The organism is Alloalcanivorax venustensis (assembly GCF_047495515.1).
In the GTDB taxonomy this organism is placed as follows: Bacteria; Pseudomonadota; Gammaproteobacteria; order Pseudomonadales; family Alcanivoracaceae; genus Alloalcanivorax; species Alloalcanivorax venustensis.
Genome location: NZ_CP179934.1, coordinates 3,383,814 through 3,402,347 on the forward strand (window position 1 = coordinate 3,383,814; position 18,534 = coordinate 3,402,347).

General features: G+C 65.9%; 14 protein-coding genes. 7 read left to right on the top strand and 7 right to left on the bottom strand.

Features of this window, described 5'->3' with window-relative positions; genetic code table 11:
* Positions 1 to 96: 96 nt before the first annotated feature.
* The 3 genes from ACMG4O_RS15835 to ACMG4O_RS15845 are packed head-to-tail and all read left to right on the top strand — an operon-like array spanning position 97 to position 3,421.
* Positions 97 to 2,013 (top strand): FAD-dependent oxidoreductase, encoded by a 1,917-nt coding sequence (locus ACMG4O_RS15835; protein WP_414434132.1) that lies wholly within the window; start codon positions 97 to 99, stop codon positions 2,011 to 2,013.
* Entirely contained in the window at positions 2,010 to 2,456 is a 447-nt protein-coding gene (locus ACMG4O_RS15840; RefSeq protein WP_414434133.1) for a hypothetical protein, read from the top strand. Before ACMG4O_RS15835 ends, ACMG4O_RS15840 begins: the two co-directional genes overlap by 4 nt.
* Positions 2,453 to 3,421 (top strand): hypothetical protein, encoded by a 969-nt coding sequence (locus tag ACMG4O_RS15845; RefSeq protein ID WP_142949680.1) that lies wholly within the window; start codon positions 2,453 to 2,455, stop codon positions 3,419 to 3,421. The genes ACMG4O_RS15840 and ACMG4O_RS15845 overlap by 4 nt, the downstream gene beginning before the upstream one ends.
* Here ACMG4O_RS15845 and ACMG4O_RS15850 read toward each other — a convergent pair.
* On the bottom strand, positions 3,411 to 4,376 hold the full coding sequence (locus ACMG4O_RS15850; protein ID WP_335629388.1) for an alpha/beta hydrolase: 966 nt from the start codon (positions 4,374 to 4,376) through the stop codon (positions 3,411 to 3,413). The two genes, ACMG4O_RS15845 and ACMG4O_RS15850, sit on opposite strands and share 11 nt — an antisense overlap.
* Positions 4,377 to 4,480: 104 nt before the next feature.
* Between ACMG4O_RS15850 and ACMG4O_RS15855 the strand changes: the two genes are divergently transcribed.
* Both ACMG4O_RS15855 and ACMG4O_RS15860 read left to right on the top strand, forming a co-directional pair.
* Entirely contained in the window at positions 4,481 to 5,980 is a 1,500-nt protein-coding gene (locus ACMG4O_RS15855) for an adenylate/guanylate cyclase domain-containing protein (RefSeq protein ID WP_370184608.1), read from the top strand.
* Positions 5,967 to 7,010: a hypothetical protein gene (locus ACMG4O_RS15860; protein WP_194856572.1), complete on the top strand. Its 1,044-nt coding sequence runs from the start codon at positions 5,967 to 5,969 to the stop codon at positions 7,008 to 7,010. Before ACMG4O_RS15855 ends, ACMG4O_RS15860 begins: the two co-directional genes overlap by 14 nt.
* A 10-nt stretch (positions 7,011 to 7,020) precedes the next feature.
* Here ACMG4O_RS15860 and gspD read toward each other — a convergent pair whose 3' ends face one another.
* The 5 genes from gspD to ACMG4O_RS15885 form a co-directional block, all read right to left on the bottom strand.
* Positions 7,021 to 9,327: a type II secretion system secretin GspD gene (gene gspD / locus ACMG4O_RS15865; protein WP_370202156.1), complete on the bottom strand. Its 2,307-nt coding sequence runs from the start codon at positions 9,325 to 9,327 to the stop codon at positions 7,021 to 7,023.
* A gap of 7 nt (positions 9,328 to 9,334) precedes the next feature.
* Complete coding sequence (gspC, locus tag ACMG4O_RS15870; RefSeq protein WP_414434134.1) at positions 9,335 to 10,189, bottom strand: type II secretion system protein GspC; 855 nt, start codon at positions 10,187 to 10,189, stop codon at positions 9,335 to 9,337.
* 122 nt (positions 10,190 to 10,311) lie between these two features.
* Complete coding sequence (gene gspN, locus ACMG4O_RS15875) at positions 10,312 to 11,031, bottom strand: type II secretion system protein N (protein ID WP_142949685.1); 720 nt, start codon at positions 11,029 to 11,031, stop codon at positions 10,312 to 10,314.
* Between the two features lie 12 nt (positions 11,032 to 11,043).
* Complete coding sequence (gene ssb / locus ACMG4O_RS15880; protein WP_142949686.1) at positions 11,044 to 11,580, bottom strand: single-stranded DNA-binding protein; 537 nt, start codon at positions 11,578 to 11,580, stop codon at positions 11,044 to 11,046.
* A 166-nt stretch (positions 11,581 to 11,746) separates the two neighbouring features.
* A complete protein-coding gene (locus ACMG4O_RS15885) occupies positions 11,747 to 13,123 on the bottom strand; it encodes an MFS transporter (RefSeq protein WP_142949687.1) in 1,377 nt (458 codons plus the stop codon).
* 267 nt (positions 13,124 to 13,390) lie between these two features.
* On the opposite strand from ACMG4O_RS15885, the gene ACMG4O_RS15890 reads away from it, so the two are divergent.
* Together ACMG4O_RS15890 and uvrA are read left to right on the top strand one after the other, a co-directional pair.
* A complete protein-coding gene (locus ACMG4O_RS15890) occupies positions 13,391 to 14,038 on the top strand; it encodes a LuxR C-terminal-related transcriptional regulator (protein ID WP_142949718.1) in 648 nt (215 codons plus the stop codon).
* 119 nt (positions 14,039 to 14,157) lie between these two features.
* The gene (gene uvrA / locus ACMG4O_RS15895; protein ID WP_142949688.1) at positions 14,158 to 17,001 is read left to right on the top strand and encodes an excinuclease ABC subunit UvrA; all 2,844 of its coding nucleotides are present in this window, start codon (positions 14,158 to 14,160) and stop codon (positions 16,999 to 17,001) included.
* A gap of 9 nt (positions 17,002 to 17,010) precedes the next feature.
* Here the strand turns inward: uvrA and ACMG4O_RS15900 are convergent, their stop codons facing one another.
* The gene (locus ACMG4O_RS15900; RefSeq protein WP_142949689.1) at positions 17,011 to 18,420 is read right to left on the bottom strand and encodes an SDR family NAD(P)-dependent oxidoreductase; all 1,410 of its coding nucleotides are present in this window, start codon (positions 18,418 to 18,420) and stop codon (positions 17,011 to 17,013) included.
* Positions 18,421 to 18,534: the final 114 nt, after the last annotated feature.

The window sequence follows — 18,534 nt, forward strand, 5'->3', positions numbered from 1 at the left end:
AGATAGCCGGCATCCCAGGCGCGCTTGACCCGGCCCGCAGGGTGCCACTGTGGTCCGGGTCAAGCGCGGCACCGGGGAAGGCCCCACACTGCCGGCATGGCTGACCAAACCGCTCTCACCCGCAACCCCACCGCCCGCGCGCTGACCGCGTCCCTGTTTCCCGCCGGCCGGACCCTGCCGGCAGCGGACGCCGAGGCGCTGCTCACCCGTGTCGGCGAGCATGCTTTGCTGGCGCGGGCGCTGCGGCTCGGGCTGCTGTGGCTGGACGCCCGCCACCTGCTCCGCCATGGCCGGCGTTTCCACCGTGGCGACACGCCCCACCGGGCCCGTTTTCTCGACCGGCTGTCCCGCACCCCGGTGTCCGGTAAGCTCTTGCGCGCCGTGAGCCTGCCGCTCAAGGCGCACTATGTGTTTGACCGCGACGTGGAAGCGCGCACCGGCTGCCGGCCACCTGTGCAGGTGCCCAGCCAGGTGGAACATTTCCGCTGGCAGCAGCAGATCACCGCCGCCGGGGATTGCGCCGAGGATATGGAACTGGAAGCGGACGTGGTGGTGATCGGCAGCGGCGCCGGCGGCGCGTCGGCCGCCTACGAGCTGGCCAGCCGCGGCCTGGCCGTGGTGATCGTGGAAGAGGGCCAGTACTACGACCGCTCCCACTTCAACGGCCGGCTCACCGAGGTGATTCCCAAACTGTACCGGGCGCTGGGCAGCAACTGCGCCACCGGCAACGCCATTATTCCGGTGCCGGTGGGCCGCAACGTGGGCGGTACCACCACCATTAATTCCGGCACCTGCATGCGCACCCCGGAGGAGGTACTGGCCGACTGGCAGGCCCGCGGGCTGGGCGACTTCAGTGCCGAAGCGATGACGCCCTGGTTCGAACAGGTGGAAGAGGTGCTCAAGGTGCAGGCCGCCAAACCCGAACACGTGGGGGCCATCGGCGACGTCATCGATCGCGGCGCCGAGGCGCTGGGGTTCCGGCAGCGCCACCCGCTCAACCGCAACGCCGAGGGCTGCGACGGCCAGGGGCTGTGCCAGTTCGGCTGCCCCACGGACGCCAAGCAGTCCACCAACGTGAGCTACATACCCCGGGCGCTGGACCGCGGCGCCTTCCTGTTCTCCGGGTTCCGGGCGGAACGCCTGCACTGGCACGGCGACCGGGTCACCGGCATGACCGCCCGGGGCCGCAACCGGGACGGCCGTTCGGTCCGGTTAACGGTGAAAAGCCGCGCCGTGGTGGCCGCCATGGGGACCTTCTTTACACCGCTGTTCCTGCGTGACCAGGGCATCCGCAACCGCCATCTGGGCCGCCACCTCACCCTGCACCCGGCCGGCGTGGTCAACGCGATTTTCCCGGACCGGGACTTCGCCAACAGCCGCAGCATTCCGCAGGGCTTCGGCGTCACCGATTGGGGCAAGCAGGGTTTGATGTTCGAAGGCGGCAGCGTGCCCCTGGCGGGACACAGCCTGCTGAACAACCTTTACGGCGAGGACTGGGTGCGCTTCACCGAGGACTACCAGCAGACCGCCTACTTCGGCTTTATGATCCGCGACACCTCCCAGGGGCGCGTGCGGCGTGGGCCCCACCGGGACTGGCCGCTGATCCGCTACCGCATGAATGACCGGGACTTCGCGCAGTTTCTGCGCGGCGTGGACACGCTGGCGCGCATCTACTTCGCCGCCGGCGCCCGCGAGGTTCTGGTGCCGGGCCTGGACGGCCTTCAGCGCCTGCATAGCGTGGCGGAGCTGGAGCGCTTTCTGGCCGGCCCGCTCAAACCCCGCGACTTTCTGATCACCGCCTATCACCCGCTGGGCACCGCGCGCCTGGGGCGGGACCCGGACGACGGCGTCTGCGATGCGCAGCACCGGGTCCATGGCCGCCAGGGCCTCTATGTCATGGACGGGTCGGCGGTGCCTTCCAGCCTGGGCGCCAATCCCCAGGTCACCATCATGGCCCTGGCCGGCCGGGCCGCGGCCCGGTTGGCCGACCATCTACAGGAGCACCAAGCATGACACTGGGACTACTACTCAAGGAATCCATGAGCGGCTGGCTGGCTCTGGACAGCGACGGCGTGGAGCGTCCGTTCAGCTTTACGATTCGCGCTTTCACAACGCGCATCTTCAGCCTCGGCGCGCCGCGCTATTTTCGCGGCACCGCGCGCCTCGGCGATCATCAATGCCCCTGCGAGGGCGAATTGAGAATCCGCTTGAGCGGGCCCCATTACTGGCTGCGCTTCCGTCACCCGGAGCTGGGCGAGCTCTACGCCGAGGGACAAAAGCAATACGGTCAGGGCGGCTGGATTCAATCCCTGATCACCTGCCCGCTCACGGTCTACCAGGCGGACCGGCCGGTGGGCAAAGCCCGGGTGGCGTACCGGGACAGCATGCTGGCGTTCCCCTTCACGGCCCTGCGGCTGGTGGACGAGCGCCACGCGTATCAGGATGCGGCATCATGATCCCGTTCCACGGCAACCAGTACCCGGGCCAGGGCGGGCACTACGAATCCTGGTTCGTGCGCGCCAACGACCCCTACCGCCGGCGCGCACTGTGGATACGCTATACCCAGTTCATCGCCGCCGACGGCGGGCGGCGCCTCGGCGAGATCTGGGCGGTCTGGTTCGACGGCGAACGCCAGGTGGCGGTGAAGGAAGAGTTTCCTCTGGAGCACTGTCTGGTGGCCGCCGACCGCCTGGCGGTGGAGATCGGCGACAACCGGCTGGAACCGGGCAAGCTGCACGGCGGCGCCTCGCTCAACGGCCACCGCATCGAGTGGGATCTGCGCTACCAGGGCGGCCAGGAGCCGCTGCTGTTGTTGCCGGAAGACCGCTACCGGGCCGGCTTTCCCAAGGCCAAGTCGCTGGTCAGCCGGCCGGCGGTGCGCGTGTCCGGCCAGGTTCGGGTGGATGGCGACGCCATGCAGCTGGAACACTGGCCAGGCAGCGAAAACCATAATTGGGGAAAGCGCCACACCGACCAGTACGCCTGGGGCCAGGTGGCCGCCTTCGACGGCCGCCCGGACGCCTTTCTCGAGTGCGCCACGGCACGGGTCTGGTTCGGGCCCGTGCCCACGCCCTGGCTGAGTCTGGCGGTGCTGCGGCTGGACGGGCGGACTTACGCTTTCAACCGGGTCGGCCAGGCGCTGCGCTCACGGGGCCGCTACCGGTTCTTCCAGTGGCGGCTCGAGTGCCGTGCCGGTGACAACCAACTGCGGGTGGACATCGACGCGCCGCGCGAGGCCTTCACCGCCCTCACCTACTACAACCCGCCGGGCGGCAATAAAACCTGTCTTAACAGTAAACTGGCCCGCGCGCGGGTGTCGGTGATCCGCTCGGGCCATGAGGAGGTGTTGCACAGCGAGCACGGCGCCGCTTTCGAGATTCTCACCGACCGCGACGATCACGGCGTGCCGATCAGCGTCTAGGCGAGATCTCTTCCAGGAAACCGAGGATTTCCCGGTTCACCTCGGAGGCCTGCTCCATTTGAATCCAGTGGCCGCACTGGTCGAGCACCACGGTGCGCAGGTCCGGCACATAGTCGGGCATGCGCGTCAGGGCTTTTTGCCCGAACAGCAGCACCGGGTCCTGCATGCCGCCGAGAAACAGGACCGGGGCCGTGATGGTCCAGTTGTCGTCGTCGCGGCTCTCTTCCCAGGACGCGTCCATGGCCCGGTACCAGTTCAGGGCCCCGGTGAAGCCGGTCTTTTCAAAGCGGGCCACGTAGTAGGCGAGATCCTCGTCGCGCATCCAGCGCGGCGGCGAAGGCGGCGGTTGCATGGCCTGCAACACGCCGGTGCTGTCCGGCGCCACGGAAAAATCCTCGATGCCATCCGCGGAGAGGCTGTGGAACATGCGCCGCAGGCTGTCCTCCACATCGGCTTCCAGCTCCTGCTCCGGGGCTTGCGGGCGCTGGAAGTAGAGCATGTAGAAGAAGTGATCGCGGAACAGGTCGCGCATCGCTTCGGTGGGCGGCTTCGGCGACGGGCCGCCGTACGGCACCGACAGCCCCACCACGGCGGCGACCCGCTCCGGATGGCGGCGGGCCACCTGCCAGGCCAGGGCGCAGCCCCAGTCGTGGCCGATCAGCACCGCCTGGTCGGCGCCCAGGGCCTCGATCAACGCCACCACGTCGGCCACCAGCCGGCTTTGCCGGTAGGCGTCCACCTCGGCGGGGCCGCCGGTTTCACCGTAGCCGCGCAGGTCCGGGGCCACCGCGTGGTACCCGGATTGCGCCAGCGCCGGCAGCTGATAACGCCAGGAGGCCCAGCATTCCGGGAAACCGTGCAGGCAAAGCACCAACGGCGCCCCGGGTTCGCCGGCCTCGGCGATGAAGAAGTCCATTCCATTGGCGGCCAGGCGCCGTTCGCGGATAAATGCCATGTCGTGTTCAGTCTTTGCAGATGGTGGTTAAACGTCTGGTTTCCCTCGGGCCAGTCTGGCAATGTGACACTGGATACTGTTCCTGACAAGAGCCTCAAGCTCCCATGCCCGCATCACCTGCCAACCAGCCGAAAGCTTCCTGGAAAGCGCGCTTTGACGCCTTGATCCAGCCCTATATTCCGGAATATTTCCCGGTGGCCTGGAAGATGGGTCTGTCGATTTCGGCGCTGATCCTGATCGGTATGACATTGCTGGCGTTCATTCTGCTTAACAATCAGCTGCAGCGTATGCGCGACCAGGCGGACAGCTTCGGCAACGCCATCGCCACCCAGCTGGCGCATACCGCCCGCGAACCGCTGCTTGCCGAGGACCGCTTCCTGCTCAAGGTGCATATCAACAACCTGGTGCGCAGCGACAGCATCGCCGGCGCCGCGCTGTTCAACCGGGAGGGCCAGCCGATCGATCAGGCCGGGGTGCAACCGCCGGCCAGCGCCCCGTCCTCGACGGAAGTGCGCCGCTGGGGCGGGCTCGGGGAAAACGCCATGAGCACCTACTTCGCGCCGGTGCGCGTCAACGATAACCTGGCAGGATCGGTGGCGGTGACCCTGTCGGACCGCTCCATCACCCTGGCCCAGCGCGAGGTGCGCAACACCCTGATCACCGCCACCCTGGCGATGGGCGTGCTGGCGATCATCGCCTCCTTCCTGATCAGCCGACGGCTGGCGCAGCCGATCCACAATCTGCTCGCCGCCACCAGCGCCATGCGCAAGGGCGACCTGCAATACCGCATCCAGGAACGCCGCAATGACGAGATCGGCCATCTGATCGAGGCCTACAACGGCATGGCCCACGGCATGCTGGAGAAAGACCAGGTGGAGCGCGTGCTGCAGCGTTTCGTGAGCCCTTCGGTGGCGCGCAAGATGATGGCCAACCTGGACCAGGTCACCCTGGGCGGGCGCGACGTCACCGCCACGGTGGTGTTCGCCGACATCGTCGGCTTTACCCGGCTTTCCGAAAGTCTGGCGCCGGAAGCGGTGGCGGACATGCTCAACGTCTACTTCGATGCCATCAGCGCCGCTTCCGATTTCTACCGGGGCACCATCGACAAGTACATGGGCGATTGCGCGATGATCGTGTTCGGGGTGCCCGAGGAAGATTCCGAGCACCTTTTCCACGGTCTGTGCTGCGCGGTGATGATTCAGCGGCTGGTGACCCGTCTCAACGAATACCGCGACGCGCGCGGCCTGACCACCGTGGAATTCCGCATCGGTATGAATTCCGGGGCCATGCTGGCCGGCAATCTCGGTTCCAGGGAGCGCATGCAATACACGGTGGTGGGCGACACGGTGAATCTGGCCTCGCGGCTGTCCAACATGGCCGGCGCCGGCGAAATCATCGCCGCCTCGACAATCATGGCGGATCCCAATATCGGCTCCCGGGTGCGCGCCACCGAGTACGGCGCCATGCGGGTGCGCGGCCGCCAGGAGCCGGTAGGCACCTTCCGGGTGGACGGCGTGCACGCCCTGTCGGAAACGCTGATGGAACAACGCATTGCCCAATTCCTTGCCGAAATCAGCGCGGAGGCCGACCGTGAATCCTCTTAAGCGGGGCACCTGGCGGGCGACGCTGGGCCTGGGGGCGGTATTGATACTGCCCGGCTGCGCCTCATTGCTGCCGTTCTCGGATCCCGCCGACCGGGTGGGTGACGCGCTGCAGGAGCACCGCTACCGGGACGCCCTGGACATCATCGACCGCACCGACCAGAGCCATCCCCAATACGGCCTGCTCACCGAGCAACGCCAGGGGGTGCTGCAGGCAAGCCGGGAATACCGCCAGGAAAGACTGGCCCTGGCCCGGGATCTGTCGGCCCGGGAAGACTGGGGGCAGGCGTATCAGCTGCTGGAGGATACCGGCGACCGCGTGGCGGAACCGGAACCGGTGAACTCTCTGCTGGCGCAATTGCGGGAGCGCGAGGCACGGGCGCTGCGCGAACGCCTTAACCAGTGGTATCTGGCCCAGGCGAAGGCGCTGCTGGACACCGATGAGCTGGACCGGGACCTGGCCCACCATGATGACCGCCGGGCGGCGAGAATTCTGGATCAGCGCGCGCGGCTGCGCCAACAGGTGAGCGACGGCCTCACCGAACTGGGCGACGCCTACGCCGACCAGGCGCTGTGGCGCCAGGCACTGGTCTCCCTGGAGATGGCACAACGGCTGACGCCGGACCGCAGCCAGCCGGCCTCCTTGAAACGCGCGCGCAAGACCCTCGACAGCGCCCGGGACCGGGCGCGGGACGCCCGCCAGGAAACCCGCTTCCAGCACGCTGAAGCGCTGATTTCACAGTATCAACAAACCGGCCGTCTGGAGGACCTGCTGGCCGCCCGCACTTACCTGGCGCAGCACGATGGCGGCTACCTGGACACCATGCGCGAGCAAGTGAAGCGCTGGTCGCGGGACCGCTTCGCCCGGACCATGGCCCAGGGGGAAGCGCTTTACGCCAAGGGCGAATACCGGGCCGCCCACCAGCTGTGGCAGCGGGTGGCCCCGCTGGACCCGGACAACGTGGAATTACAGAAAAAACTGGAGCGCAGCGAGCGGGTGATCAGAAACCTGGAATCTCTGAACACCCCCTAGCGACCGCCGGCTAGCACCAGGGCGGCCGGCACTGGCTGGCGTTCGCCGCCTCCGGCTCGGCCCGCGAGGCCGCCACCGTCGATTCCTCGACCGGCTCGGGGGCCGCCGGCGCGGGCGCCGGGGCCGGCTCAACCGGTTGCGGCGTCCGGGTGGCGGAAGGCTCGCGGGCCTCGTCTTCGGCCTGGTCCGCCTCCTCATCGCGGGCGGCGGGCTCCTCTTCTTCCCCGGGCACCACGCCCTCGGTATCGGTCACCGGCCCGGAGGTGGGCGGCGTGGCGGAATCCTCTTCGCGTTTTTCCTGCTGCGCCTTATAAGCCCGCTCGTAATCATCGGAAACCGGTGAACGCCCTTCGAACAGGTTTTCCAGCTTCACCGGCAACGGGAACTGAACCTCGCGAACCAGATCGCCGTCATCGTTGACCCGGAACTGCATGGCGGTGACGCCCATGTATTTCTCGCGGGTCATGTCCACCAGCCGGTCGTTGTTCGCCAGCACCGTGGGCTTGATGAACACCATCAGATTACGTTTGACGTGGCTCTCGGAGGTGGAGCGGAACAGGAAGCCCAGCAGAGGGATATCACCGAGCAGCGGCACCTTGCGGACGGTCTCCTGAACGTCGTCGGAAATCAGGCCGCCGAGGGCGATGGTCTCACCGTCGTCCGCCAGCACCGTGGTGTTGAGCTGCCGCTTGGTGGTGACGATGTCCACCGCTTCACCAACCGAATCCTTCACCGCCGAGGTTTCCTGCTCAAGCTCCAGGCGGATGGTGTTCAACCCGGCCACATGGGGCGTCACCTTCAACGTCAGGCCCACATCCTCGCGCTGGATGGTGGTGAACGGGTTGGACACCCCGGACCCGGTGCTGGACGCCTGCCCGGTGACGAACGGCACGTTCTCACCGACGATAATCGACGCTTCCTGGTTGTCCAGGGTGAGAATGCTGGGCGTGGACAGCAGGTTGGTGTTGGTGGTGGAGGCCAGCGCCTGCACCAGCGCGCCCCATTCCAAATCGCCGTCCGCGTCGGTTTCCCCGAAGCCCGCGGCGATGCCGTCGCCCAGGGTGATATTGGAGGGGTCTTCGGTGATCACCGCCTGCAACAGGGACTGCACACTGATGCCGGAGCCGCCGAAGTTGACCGCGCCCACGCCGTTTTCCAGGTCGCCGGCCAGATACTGGAAGCCCAGGTTGTTAGCCTTGTCGCCGGTCACTTCGACGATGGCCGCCTCGATCAGGATCTGGGCGCGCCGCACGTCCAGCTGACTGATCACTGACTGCAGCTCTTTCATCATCTCCGGCTCGGCGCGGATCACCAGAGCGTTGAGGGATTCGTCCGACTGAATCGAGACCCGTGCTTCACCGTCGGAGGTTCGCGCGGCGGCGCCACTTTCATCACCGCCCTGGCGAACCGCCGAGGCCCCGGCGGCGAAGTTCTTCAGCAGCTCCGCCATTTTCTCCGAATCACCGTGGCTGAGCCGGACCACCTGCACGCCGCCGGCGGCGCTGGAGGGGCTGTCCAGTTGCTGGATCAGCGGCATCAGGCGGGCGCGGGTGCCGCGGTCGCCCTTGATAATCAAACGGTTGGTGCGCTCATCGGCGACCATGGTGGCGCCGCCCTGGGCGCCCCGGCGCCGGTTGTTAGCGGCCGGGTCCGAGGTGGTCAGTTCTTCGAGCAGCGACACCATATTGCCGGCGAACGCGTGCTCCAGCTGAACGATTTCAACCTCGTCGCTTTCAGCGTTGTCGAGGCTGTTGATAATGGCGCGCATGCGCTGAATGTTGTCGGCATGGTCGCTGATAATCAGCGCGTTGGCGGATCCCACCGCCGCCAGGTGACCGTACTGCGGCACCAACGGGCGCAGCACCGGCACCAGTTCCTCAACCGGAGAGTTGTCCACCGCGATCACCTGGGTGATCAACTCTTCACCGTCCACGCTGCCCGCGTTGGCGGTCAGCGGCAGGTTGCTCTGCTTGGCGGTGGTGTTGGTGACGATCTTGATCACGCCACCGGACGGCACTGCGGCGTAACCGTGGACCTGAAGCACCGACAGGAACAGCTCATAGACTTCGTCGGAGGTCAGTGGCTGGTTGGAAATGACAGTCACGTCACGGGCGCGCACCCGCGGATCGACGACAAAGTTCTTCCCGGTCATTTCCGCGACCTGGTTGATGAACGCCTGAATGTCCGCGTTGCGGATATTCACCGTCCAGTTCTTGCCATCGCCGGACTGCTCCACCTGAGCCTGCTGCTGGGCATGGGCGCCGAGAGCCAGGCTCAGCGTTAGCACTGCGATTATTGTTTTCAGGGCCGACTTCATAGGCTTCTCACGGTGGATAGTTCACGGTAAATTCCTGTTCGCCGCGCTGCACGACTATGGATGCGGCCTGGCTGTCCAGATAGGACTGCAATGCCGCCAGATCACTCTCTTCATCGCCAAGCGGGTAGCCGTTCACCGAGACCACCACGTCCCCCTGATTCAGCCCCACTTGTTCAATTAACTGCTTGGGCGCTTGTTCGCCGATTCTATACCCCTCGGTGCCGCCCTCACTGACCGGCTGCAGCCCCAGTTGCCGGATCAACGCGGTGCGCTGCTGGGCCAGATCGGTTTGCGGGCTCGGCGCCTGTGTCTGCGGCGCCGGCTCGTTCACCTGCGTCACGCCACCGCCGGACAGCCCTTTGATTTCGTTCAGACGCAACGTTTCCAGACGCCCCTGACGCCGCAGAATGACGCGGTCCGCGTAGATGTCTTCCAACTCAGCATTACCGGGAATCGCGTCACCAATATGAAACAGTTCCGCGTCCTTGCCCTTTTCCGCGATGATCGCGGACGACTTGTCCCGGTCGCGGGTCTGGAACAGCCCCAACAGCTCAAGGCTCAAACGGGTGTCCGGCGCATCCACCGGCCGGTCATCCAGGGCGTCGGGCTCCGCCTGGTAGACACCGAAAAGATTCCAGCTTTGCACCTGGGAAGAGGAAATCCCCGACTGGCCCTGCCGGGAGCCGGCCACGGCAACCTGCTGAAGGTCTGATTCGGGCACGCTGTCCGGGGGGCCGTACCAAAGCATCCAGACTGTCCGGGCAATCACATAGGCGAGAAACACCACCAACAAAAGAGCCAGAATGGCACGCAGCCAACGCCCCCCTTTTTGTCGGTTTCCCCTCCGGGCCCACTGAATCATAAAGCCATCAATCCTGTTTATCGTTATCCCGGCCCGCCGGCATCGAATCCCGAGTATAGAGAGCCGACCGTCCCTGGCCAATTTATACACGGTCTTTCCGACCGCTTGTTATGCAGAGGCGCTTAGCCTGGCCGCCCCAGGGTCAAAGGCCGGCGCATGCGAAAGACCACATCGGAAGGGTCCCCACCCTGGCTGACGCCCAGCAATTGCGGCCAGGCCCGGCGCACCTGCACGCTCAATGTCTTGTCTTCCAGGCTCGCCAGAACCAGCTGCTGCTGCTCGGGGCCGGTCACGGTAAGCCGGGGGCCGCTCTCCGACATCGTCAGCCGGCCGTCCAGGGGCGGCACACTGGCCGAGCCGTCGCGACCCCAGCTCACCGTGCCGCCGCTGTAATCAAGCGTCCCTTTGGCATCGACCACGTTCTCATCGACGAGTTCCAATACCAGCAAGGAAAGTGACACGGTACCATCGGCATCGCCTTGCGGCACCTGTCGGCTGACCATGGCCACCGGCACCTGCGCGCGCCACTGCTCCAGACGCCAGTCGCCCCAGGCGGCGCCCAGCCAGCCGCGCGCCTGCAACTCGCCGGCGGACAGGGACAAATCCACCCCGGGGGTCAGGCCGTGCCAATTCAGTTCCCAGCTCAGACGACCCTGCTGATCACGCCAGCGCGCCCGGACGTCGGCGTCCCACCAGGGGCCGCGAGCGTCGGACAACACCAGCGGCGCGCCACCGGGACGCAACGCCGGCACTTTGTCGATCACCAGCGCCGCCGGCATCAGAGCCACTAAAAAAACCACCAGGCTGGCGACAAACACCGCCCCCAAAGCGAACCAGCGCATCACAGCCCCACGTTAGAACGGAATATCGTCGTCGAAATCATCGGCCGGGCCGCTGAAACCACCGCCCTGCTGGCCACCGGCCGGCTTGGCGCGTTGATCACCACCGCCCTGCTGACCCCCGCCCTGCTGACCATAGTCGTAGTCCTGGTTCTCGTAGCCGGTGGGCTGGCCGCCGCCCTGGTTCTGGTAGCCGCCGCCGTCACCGCCGCCGCCACGGCCGTCGAGCATCTGCATCTCATTGGCGACGATTTCCGTGGTGTAGCGGTCCTGGCCGTCCTGCCCCTGCCACTTGCGGGTGCGGATGGAACCTTCCACGTACACTTTGCTGCCCTTCTTGAGATACTCGCCGGCGATCTCGCCGAGCTTGTTGAAGAACACCACCCGGTGCCATTCGGTGCGTTCCTGCTGCTGACCGGTCTGCCGATCCTTCCAGGTTTCGCTGGTCGCCAAACGGATGTTGGTGACCGCGCCGCCGCTGGGCATGAACCGGGTTTCCGGGTCGGCGCCCAGGTTACCGATCAGAATGACTTTATTGACGCCTCTCGCCATGGCTGTTCGCTCCCTCTCTCTGTAACGGCCTATAACGGCACGTCTCTAAACGACTGATATATCAATGGGACGGCACCGGCGGTGCCGGTGCGGTAAAAAGCAGACCGGTTATTGTGGCAGCTTTGGCCGCGCTTGAAACCCCCGGCGGCGCCGCCCGCCCAAACCGTCAGGCCCGCGGCTCCTGGACCTCGGCGCTGAGCGCCGTGAGCGCGTCCTCATCCAACAACTTATTGTCCACCTTCAGCAGCGCCAGGCGCTGTTCGGCGACCACCACCGCCTCCAATACGCCGGGCACCGAGCGCAACCGCGATGCCGCCTGATCCCAATCCTGGGCACTCGCCAGGCGAATCACGCGATTGTCGAGCTTGGGCAATTCGCCCATGCCGCGCAAGTACAGCAGCCAGCCCACGGCGATAACCGCGCTGCCCAGGAACACCGCTTCGGCGCCCACCCACTGATACAGGGCGCCGCCCAGCTGGCCGCCGATGAACACGCCCAGGAACTGGCTGGTGGAGTAAACGCCCATGGCGGTGCCGCGGGTGCCGGCGGGGGCGGCGCGGCCCACCAGCGAGGGCAGCAGCGCCTCGAGCAGATTGAAGGCCATGAAATAAACGAACAACGCCAGCACGAAGTGCCACAGTGTATTGCCGGCCAGCGCCAGCAGGATTTCAGCGACGATCAGCAGGCCCACGGCCACGCGCTTGATGGGCATGGCCCCGCGACGCTCGGCGGCGATGATCAGAGGTACCATGGCCAGAAAGCCGCCCACCAGCACCACCAGATACAGCAGGCTGTGCTGTTCCAGCGACATCCCGAGACGCTGCTTGAGCAGTTGCGGCAGCACCACGAACGACGCGGTCATGGTCATGTGCAGCACCAGGATGCCCACATCCAGGCGGCGCAGCACCGGATCGCCCAGCACGGTGCGGAAGCGCTGCGCGGCGGGCAGCGGTTCACTGCTGCGCACCCTGGGCGAGGGCACCCAGACCGCCACCAGCATCGCCGCCAGACCCAGCACCACGGTGAACCAGAACAGGCCGCTCAGCCCCAGCCAGCGGGCCAGCAGCGGCCCCAGGATCAGGGCGAGGATAAAGGAGGAGCCCACCGCCATGCCGATCAGCGCCATGGCGCGGGTGCGGCGCTGCTCGCTGACCACGTCGCCGATCAGCGCCATGATCACGCTGGCGATGGCCCCGGCGCCCTGCAGTGCCCGGCCCAGAATAACGCCGTGGATGCTGTCGCTGAGCGCCGCCACCGCCCCGCCGATGACGAACAGCAGCAGGCCGATCAGCAACAGAGGGCGGCGGCCGAAGCGGTCCGACAGCATGCCGAAGGGAATCTGCAGCAGGGCCTGCATCAGGCCGTAGGCGCCGATGGCGGTGCCGATCAGCAGCGGGGTGGCCCCGTCCAGTTCGGCGCCGTAGACGGCGAACACCGGCAGGAGCATGAACAGCCCGAACATGCGCAGGGCGAAAATCGCTGCCAGGGAGCCGGTGGTGGTCAATTCAGTGCGCCGCAGCGCGGCCCGGGAAGCGTCCGTCATGGTCCAACATCGGTGATACACAAAGGGACGGCGAGTGTACCAGATTCAATCCCGCGTCGGGTGATGATGGGCAGGCCGCCGCCGGAATCCGGGTCTAAGCCGTTCCGCCCAGTGGCCATCGGGCAGACGTTCCCCGCGACCGCCGTATAATGGTAAATTGAACCCCCGCCAATGCGATGATAAATTGGCCCCTTGAATCAGTTTTTTTTCGTATCCCCCTCGCGGGACACAACCTCCCGGTACACGGGACGCATCATGGACGAATTAATGGACACTCAAGAATCACAAAAGGTGTACGTGGTCGGCGGCCAGCATCTTCAGAACGCGCTGCTCACGGAGTTCCTCGACAAAGCGTCGATTACCGCCAGCGCGGTGAAGTCGGTGGACCAGGTCCACGAAGACGACCTGCGCGCCGTGGAGCAGAATCTGTTCCTGGTGGATTTCCATTCCGTGGATGTGAATGACGTCATCACCCGCCTGCTGGAAACGGACAAGCGTCTCGACAGCGAAATTCTGATCGGCGTGTTCAATGTCGACGACGACGATGACCTGTCGCGCCTGGCGGGCCTGCCGATGGTCAACGGCGGCTTTCAGCATGACTGCCCGCAGGGGCTGCTGACCAAGGGCATCAAGTCGATGTTCGAGGGCGAGCTGTGGTTCCCGCGCAAGGTGTTGCAGCAATACCTGGTGAAAAGCCGCGCCTTCAACAAGACCTTCGGCCGCAACGAGGTGAACCTTACCGACCGCGAGATCGAAGTGCTCAAGGTGATGGCCACCGGCGCCAAGAATTCGGAAATCGCCACGGTGCTCAACCTCAGCCCGCACACCATCAAGACCCACATCTACAACATCTTCAAGAAGATCAATGCCTCCAACCGCCTGCAGGCGGTGAACTGGGCGCAGGAAAACCTCTGATACCCCACCTGCCCGACGCCGGCAATCCGGCGTCAGGGCACCATCGTTCTTTCCCCCATCACGCTCTTTCCCCTATACTGCACTGTTCATTCTGACAGTAGCCAAGGGCACGCCATCTCATGGATACCATTCTGGTTCGGGGCGCTCGCACCCATAACCTGAAAAACGTGGACCTCGACATTCCCCGTGACAAGCTGGTGGTGATCACCGGACTTTCCGGGTCCGGGAAATCGTCGCTGGCGTTCGACACCCTCTACGCCGAAGGCCAGCGCCGTTACGTGGAGTCCCTGTCCACCTATGCCCGGCAATTCCTGTCGATGATGGAGAAGCCCGATGTGGACCACATCGAAGGGCTGAGCCCGGCGATCTCCATCGAGCAGAAATCCACCAGCCATAATCCGCGCTCCACGGTGGGCACCATCACCGAGATCTACGACTACCTGAGGTTGCTGTTCGCCCGGGTCGGCGAGCCGCGCTGCCCGCAGCACGAAGCCCCACTGGCCGCGCAGACCATCAGCCAGATGGTGGACCAGGTGCTGGCCATGGAAGAAGGCAGCAAGCTGATGCTGCTGGCCCCGGTGATCCGCGAGAAGAAAGGCGAGCACCTGCATCTGTTCGACGAGCTGCGCGCCCAGGGCTTTATCCGTGTCCGCGTGGACGGTCGTATCTACGATATGGACGACACCCCGGACCTGGACAAGAACAAGAAGCACACCATCGAAGTGGTGGTGGACCGCTTCAAGGTGCGCTCGGACCTGCAGAACCGGCTGGCGGAGTCCTTCGAGACCGCCCTCAACCTGGCCGACGATATCGCCATCATCGCCTCCATGGACGGCAAGCCCCTGGACGGTGACAGCGAGGAAATCACCTTCTCGGCGAAGTTCGCCTGCCCCCATTGCGGCTACTCGATTCCGGAGCTGGAGCCGCGCCTGTTCTCGTTCAACAACCCGGCGGGCGCCTGCCCCAGTTGCGACGGCCTGGGCGTGAAGCAGTTCTTCGACGAGGACAAGGTGATCACCAGCGAGGAGCTGTCCCTGGCGGAAGGCGCGATCCGCGGCTGGGACCGCCGCAATGTCTACTATTTCCAGATGCTCACCGCCCTGGCGCAGAGCCTGGATTTCGACATGGACGTGGCGTTCAAGGATCTGGACAAGACGGTGCGCCGCAAGATTCTCTACGGCACCGGCAAGGAGAGCGTGGAGTTCCGCTATCTGAACGACCGGGGCGACATCATCAAGCGCAACCACCCGTTCGAGGGCATCGTGCCCAATATGGAGCGGCGCTACCGGGAAACCGAGTCCGAGGCGGTGCGCGAGGATCTGGCCAGCTACCTGTCCACGTCCACCTGCCCCAGCTGCGACGGGTCCCGCCTGCGCGAGGCGGCCCGTAACGTCTTTATCGACAACACCACCCTGCCCGAGCTGGTGCGTCTGGCGGTGGGCAAGTCGTTCGACTATTTCGACAACCTGAAGCTGCCCGGCAACCGCGGCGAAATCGCCGAGAAGATTCTCAAGGAAATCCGCGACCGGCTGCAGTTTCTGGTCAATGTGGGTCTGGACTATCTGAACCTGGAGCGCAGCGCCGAGACCCTGTCCGGCGGTGAGGCCCAGCGTATCCGCCTGGCCAGCCAGATCGGCGCCGGCCTGGTGGGCGTCATGTACGTGCTCGACGAGCCTTCCATCGGTCTGCACCAGCGCGACAACGAGCGCCTGCTGTCCACCCTGACCCGCCTGCGGGACCTGGGCAATACGGTGCTGGTGGTGGAGCACGACGAGGACGCCATCCGCACCGCCGACCATGTCATCGACATCGGCCCGGGCGCCGGCGTGCACGGCGGCCGGGTGGTGGCCCAGGGCACCGCCGAGGAAGTGGCCGCCAACAAGGACTCCCTCACCGGCGACTACCTGTCCGGGCGCCGGCGCATTGAAGTGCCCGCCAAGCGCAGGACCACCGGGGACGACTGGCTGACCCTGACCGGCGCCACCGGCAACAATCTCAAAGGCACCGAGCTGAAGCTGCCGCTGGGCCTGTTCACCTGTGTCACCGGGGTGTCCGGTTCGGGCAAATCAACGCTGATCAACCACACGCTCTACCCGCTGGCGGCCACCACCCTGAACAAGGCCACCACCCTGAAAGCGTCGCCCCATGAGCGCCTGGAAGGTCTGGAGCATCTGGACAAGGTGGTGGACATCGACCAGAGCCCGATCGGCCGCACGCCGCGCTCCAACCCGGCCACCTACACCGGCATTTTCACGCCGGTGCGCGAGCTGTTCGCCGGCACCCAGGAAGCCCGGGCGCGGGGCTACAAGCCCGGCCGCTTCAGCTTCAACGTCAAGGGCGGCCGCTGCGAAGCCTGCCAGGGCGACGGCGTGATCAAGGTGGAGATGCACTTCCTGCCGGACATCTATGTGCCCTGCGAGGTGTGCGACGGCCGCCGCTACAACCGGGAGACCCTGGAAGTCACCTACAAGGGCAAGAACATCTACGAAGTGCTGGAAATGACCATCGAGGAAGCCCGCGAGTTCTTCGATGCGGTGCCGGCCCTGCAGCGTCGCCTGCAGACCCTGCTGGATGTGGGCCTGAGCTATGTGAAGCTGGGCCAGGCCGCCACCACCCTGTCCGGCGGCGAGGCACAGCGGGTGAAACTGGCCCGTGAGCTGTCCCGGCGCGACACCGGCCGCACGCTCTATATTCTCGACGAACCCACCACCGGCCTGCACTTCCAGGATATCCAGATGCTGCTGGATGTGCTCAACCGGCTGCGCGACCACGGCAACACCATCGTGGTGATCGAGCACAACCTGGATGTGATCAAAACCGCGGACTGGATCGTTGATCTGGGGCCCGAGGGCGGCGACGGCGGCGGCCGGGTGATCGCCCAGGGCACGCCCGAAAAAGTGGCCAAGGCCAAGGGCAGCCACACCGGGCGCTTCCTGAAATCGATGCTGAAAGCGTCTTCCTGAAGCGGCGCCTCAGATCGGCCCGCCGTGGCCGGGCCGGCAGCGGGCGGCCAGCCAGCGTGCCAGCTGGCGGCGCTGTTCCGGCGTGACCCGGGTGCCGGGCAGCACGGCGGTGGGCCGGGGCCGGCGGTCGAACCAGAAACGGCCGCTGATGTTCGCCACCGCCGGGCTGCTGACCAGCCACACCATGGTGTCCGCGCCCTGGCGCGGCGAGCGGAGCCAGGGCCCGACCCGTTTATGGAACACCGGCAGAGAGGCGGCGACGCCGGGGGTGTCCGCCCAGCCGGGATGCATGCTGTTGAAGCGAACGCCCGGGTGTTGCTCCGCCCAGTGCTCGGTTTGCGCCACCAGCGCCCGCTTGGCCCGGGCGTAGGCCTTGGCGCCGTCGAAGCGCTCGTTCTCGAATTCCATGTCGTCCAGGTGCAGCGCCTGCAGGTACAGACCGCCGCTGGCCACGTTCACCACGCGCCCCTGGCCCCGCTCCAGGGCGGGCAAAAGCTTCTCGGTGAGCAGGTAAGGCGCCAGCAGGTTGACCGCCAGGGTGCGCTCGGTGCCTTCGGTGGTCAGGTCGCGCTCATTGAACAGCGCGCCGGCGTTGTTGATCAGGCCGTGCACTTCCGGAGTCAGGGCGTGAATACGGGTGGCCGCCAGGCGCACTTCCTCGAGCCGTGACAGATCGGCCTCCACGGTGTGCAGGGCGTCCACGCCGCAGCCGCTGAAGGCGCGTACCGCGTTCTGCGCCTGCCGCAGACGCTCACGGTCGCGCCCGACCAGAATCAGGGTGGCGCCGAGGCGGCTGAGCTCCTTGGCGGCGGCCAGCCCCAGCCCGCCGGTGGCACCGGTGACCACGACGATGCGGCCGTCGATGAAATCACTGAGCCCGCGGTCCGGCATGGACTGGTAGCCAAGCCGTGAGAATTCCAGGGCGGCGGGCAGCAGCGCGCGATAGCGCAGCCATTGCCAGACGCCGGGTTCTTCAACGCGGGAGGGCTCCAGGGCACGGCGCAGGTCCTCCATGGCGCGGTGCCCCATGGCGGTGAGCCAGGGCTTGATGATGGCCTGCAGGCGTTCGGCGAGCCCGCCCACATCCAGATCGAGGGTGTAGAGAATTTCCGTGAAGGTCTCGTCGGCCCCGGGCCGGAACTCAATGTGCTCGCGGGCGCTGGCGTCCGGGCCCTGACCGCGCAGGCTCAGGCTGCGCCCCGGGTCGGTGTCGACAAGTTCATAGCCGAAGGCGCGCTGGCGGCCGGCGAAGCGATAATCCACTTCAAAACGGCTCTGCCGGCCGACCGGGCCCGGCGTGCTTTTGCGGGCGTTCTCGACAGCCGGGTTCCACTGCTCCGACGCTGCCATATCCAGCATGTACCGGTAACAATCCGCCGTGGGCCGGCGCACCTGAACGCGCTCCTGCAAGCGAATCATAGCTTTCACACCCTCGGTGAATAAAACACTTTGATTATGCCGGCGCCGCGCGCTTCGAACCGTGAAGGCCGGCGCCGCTATGGCACGGAACCTGCTTGGTTCTCAGAGCCATTG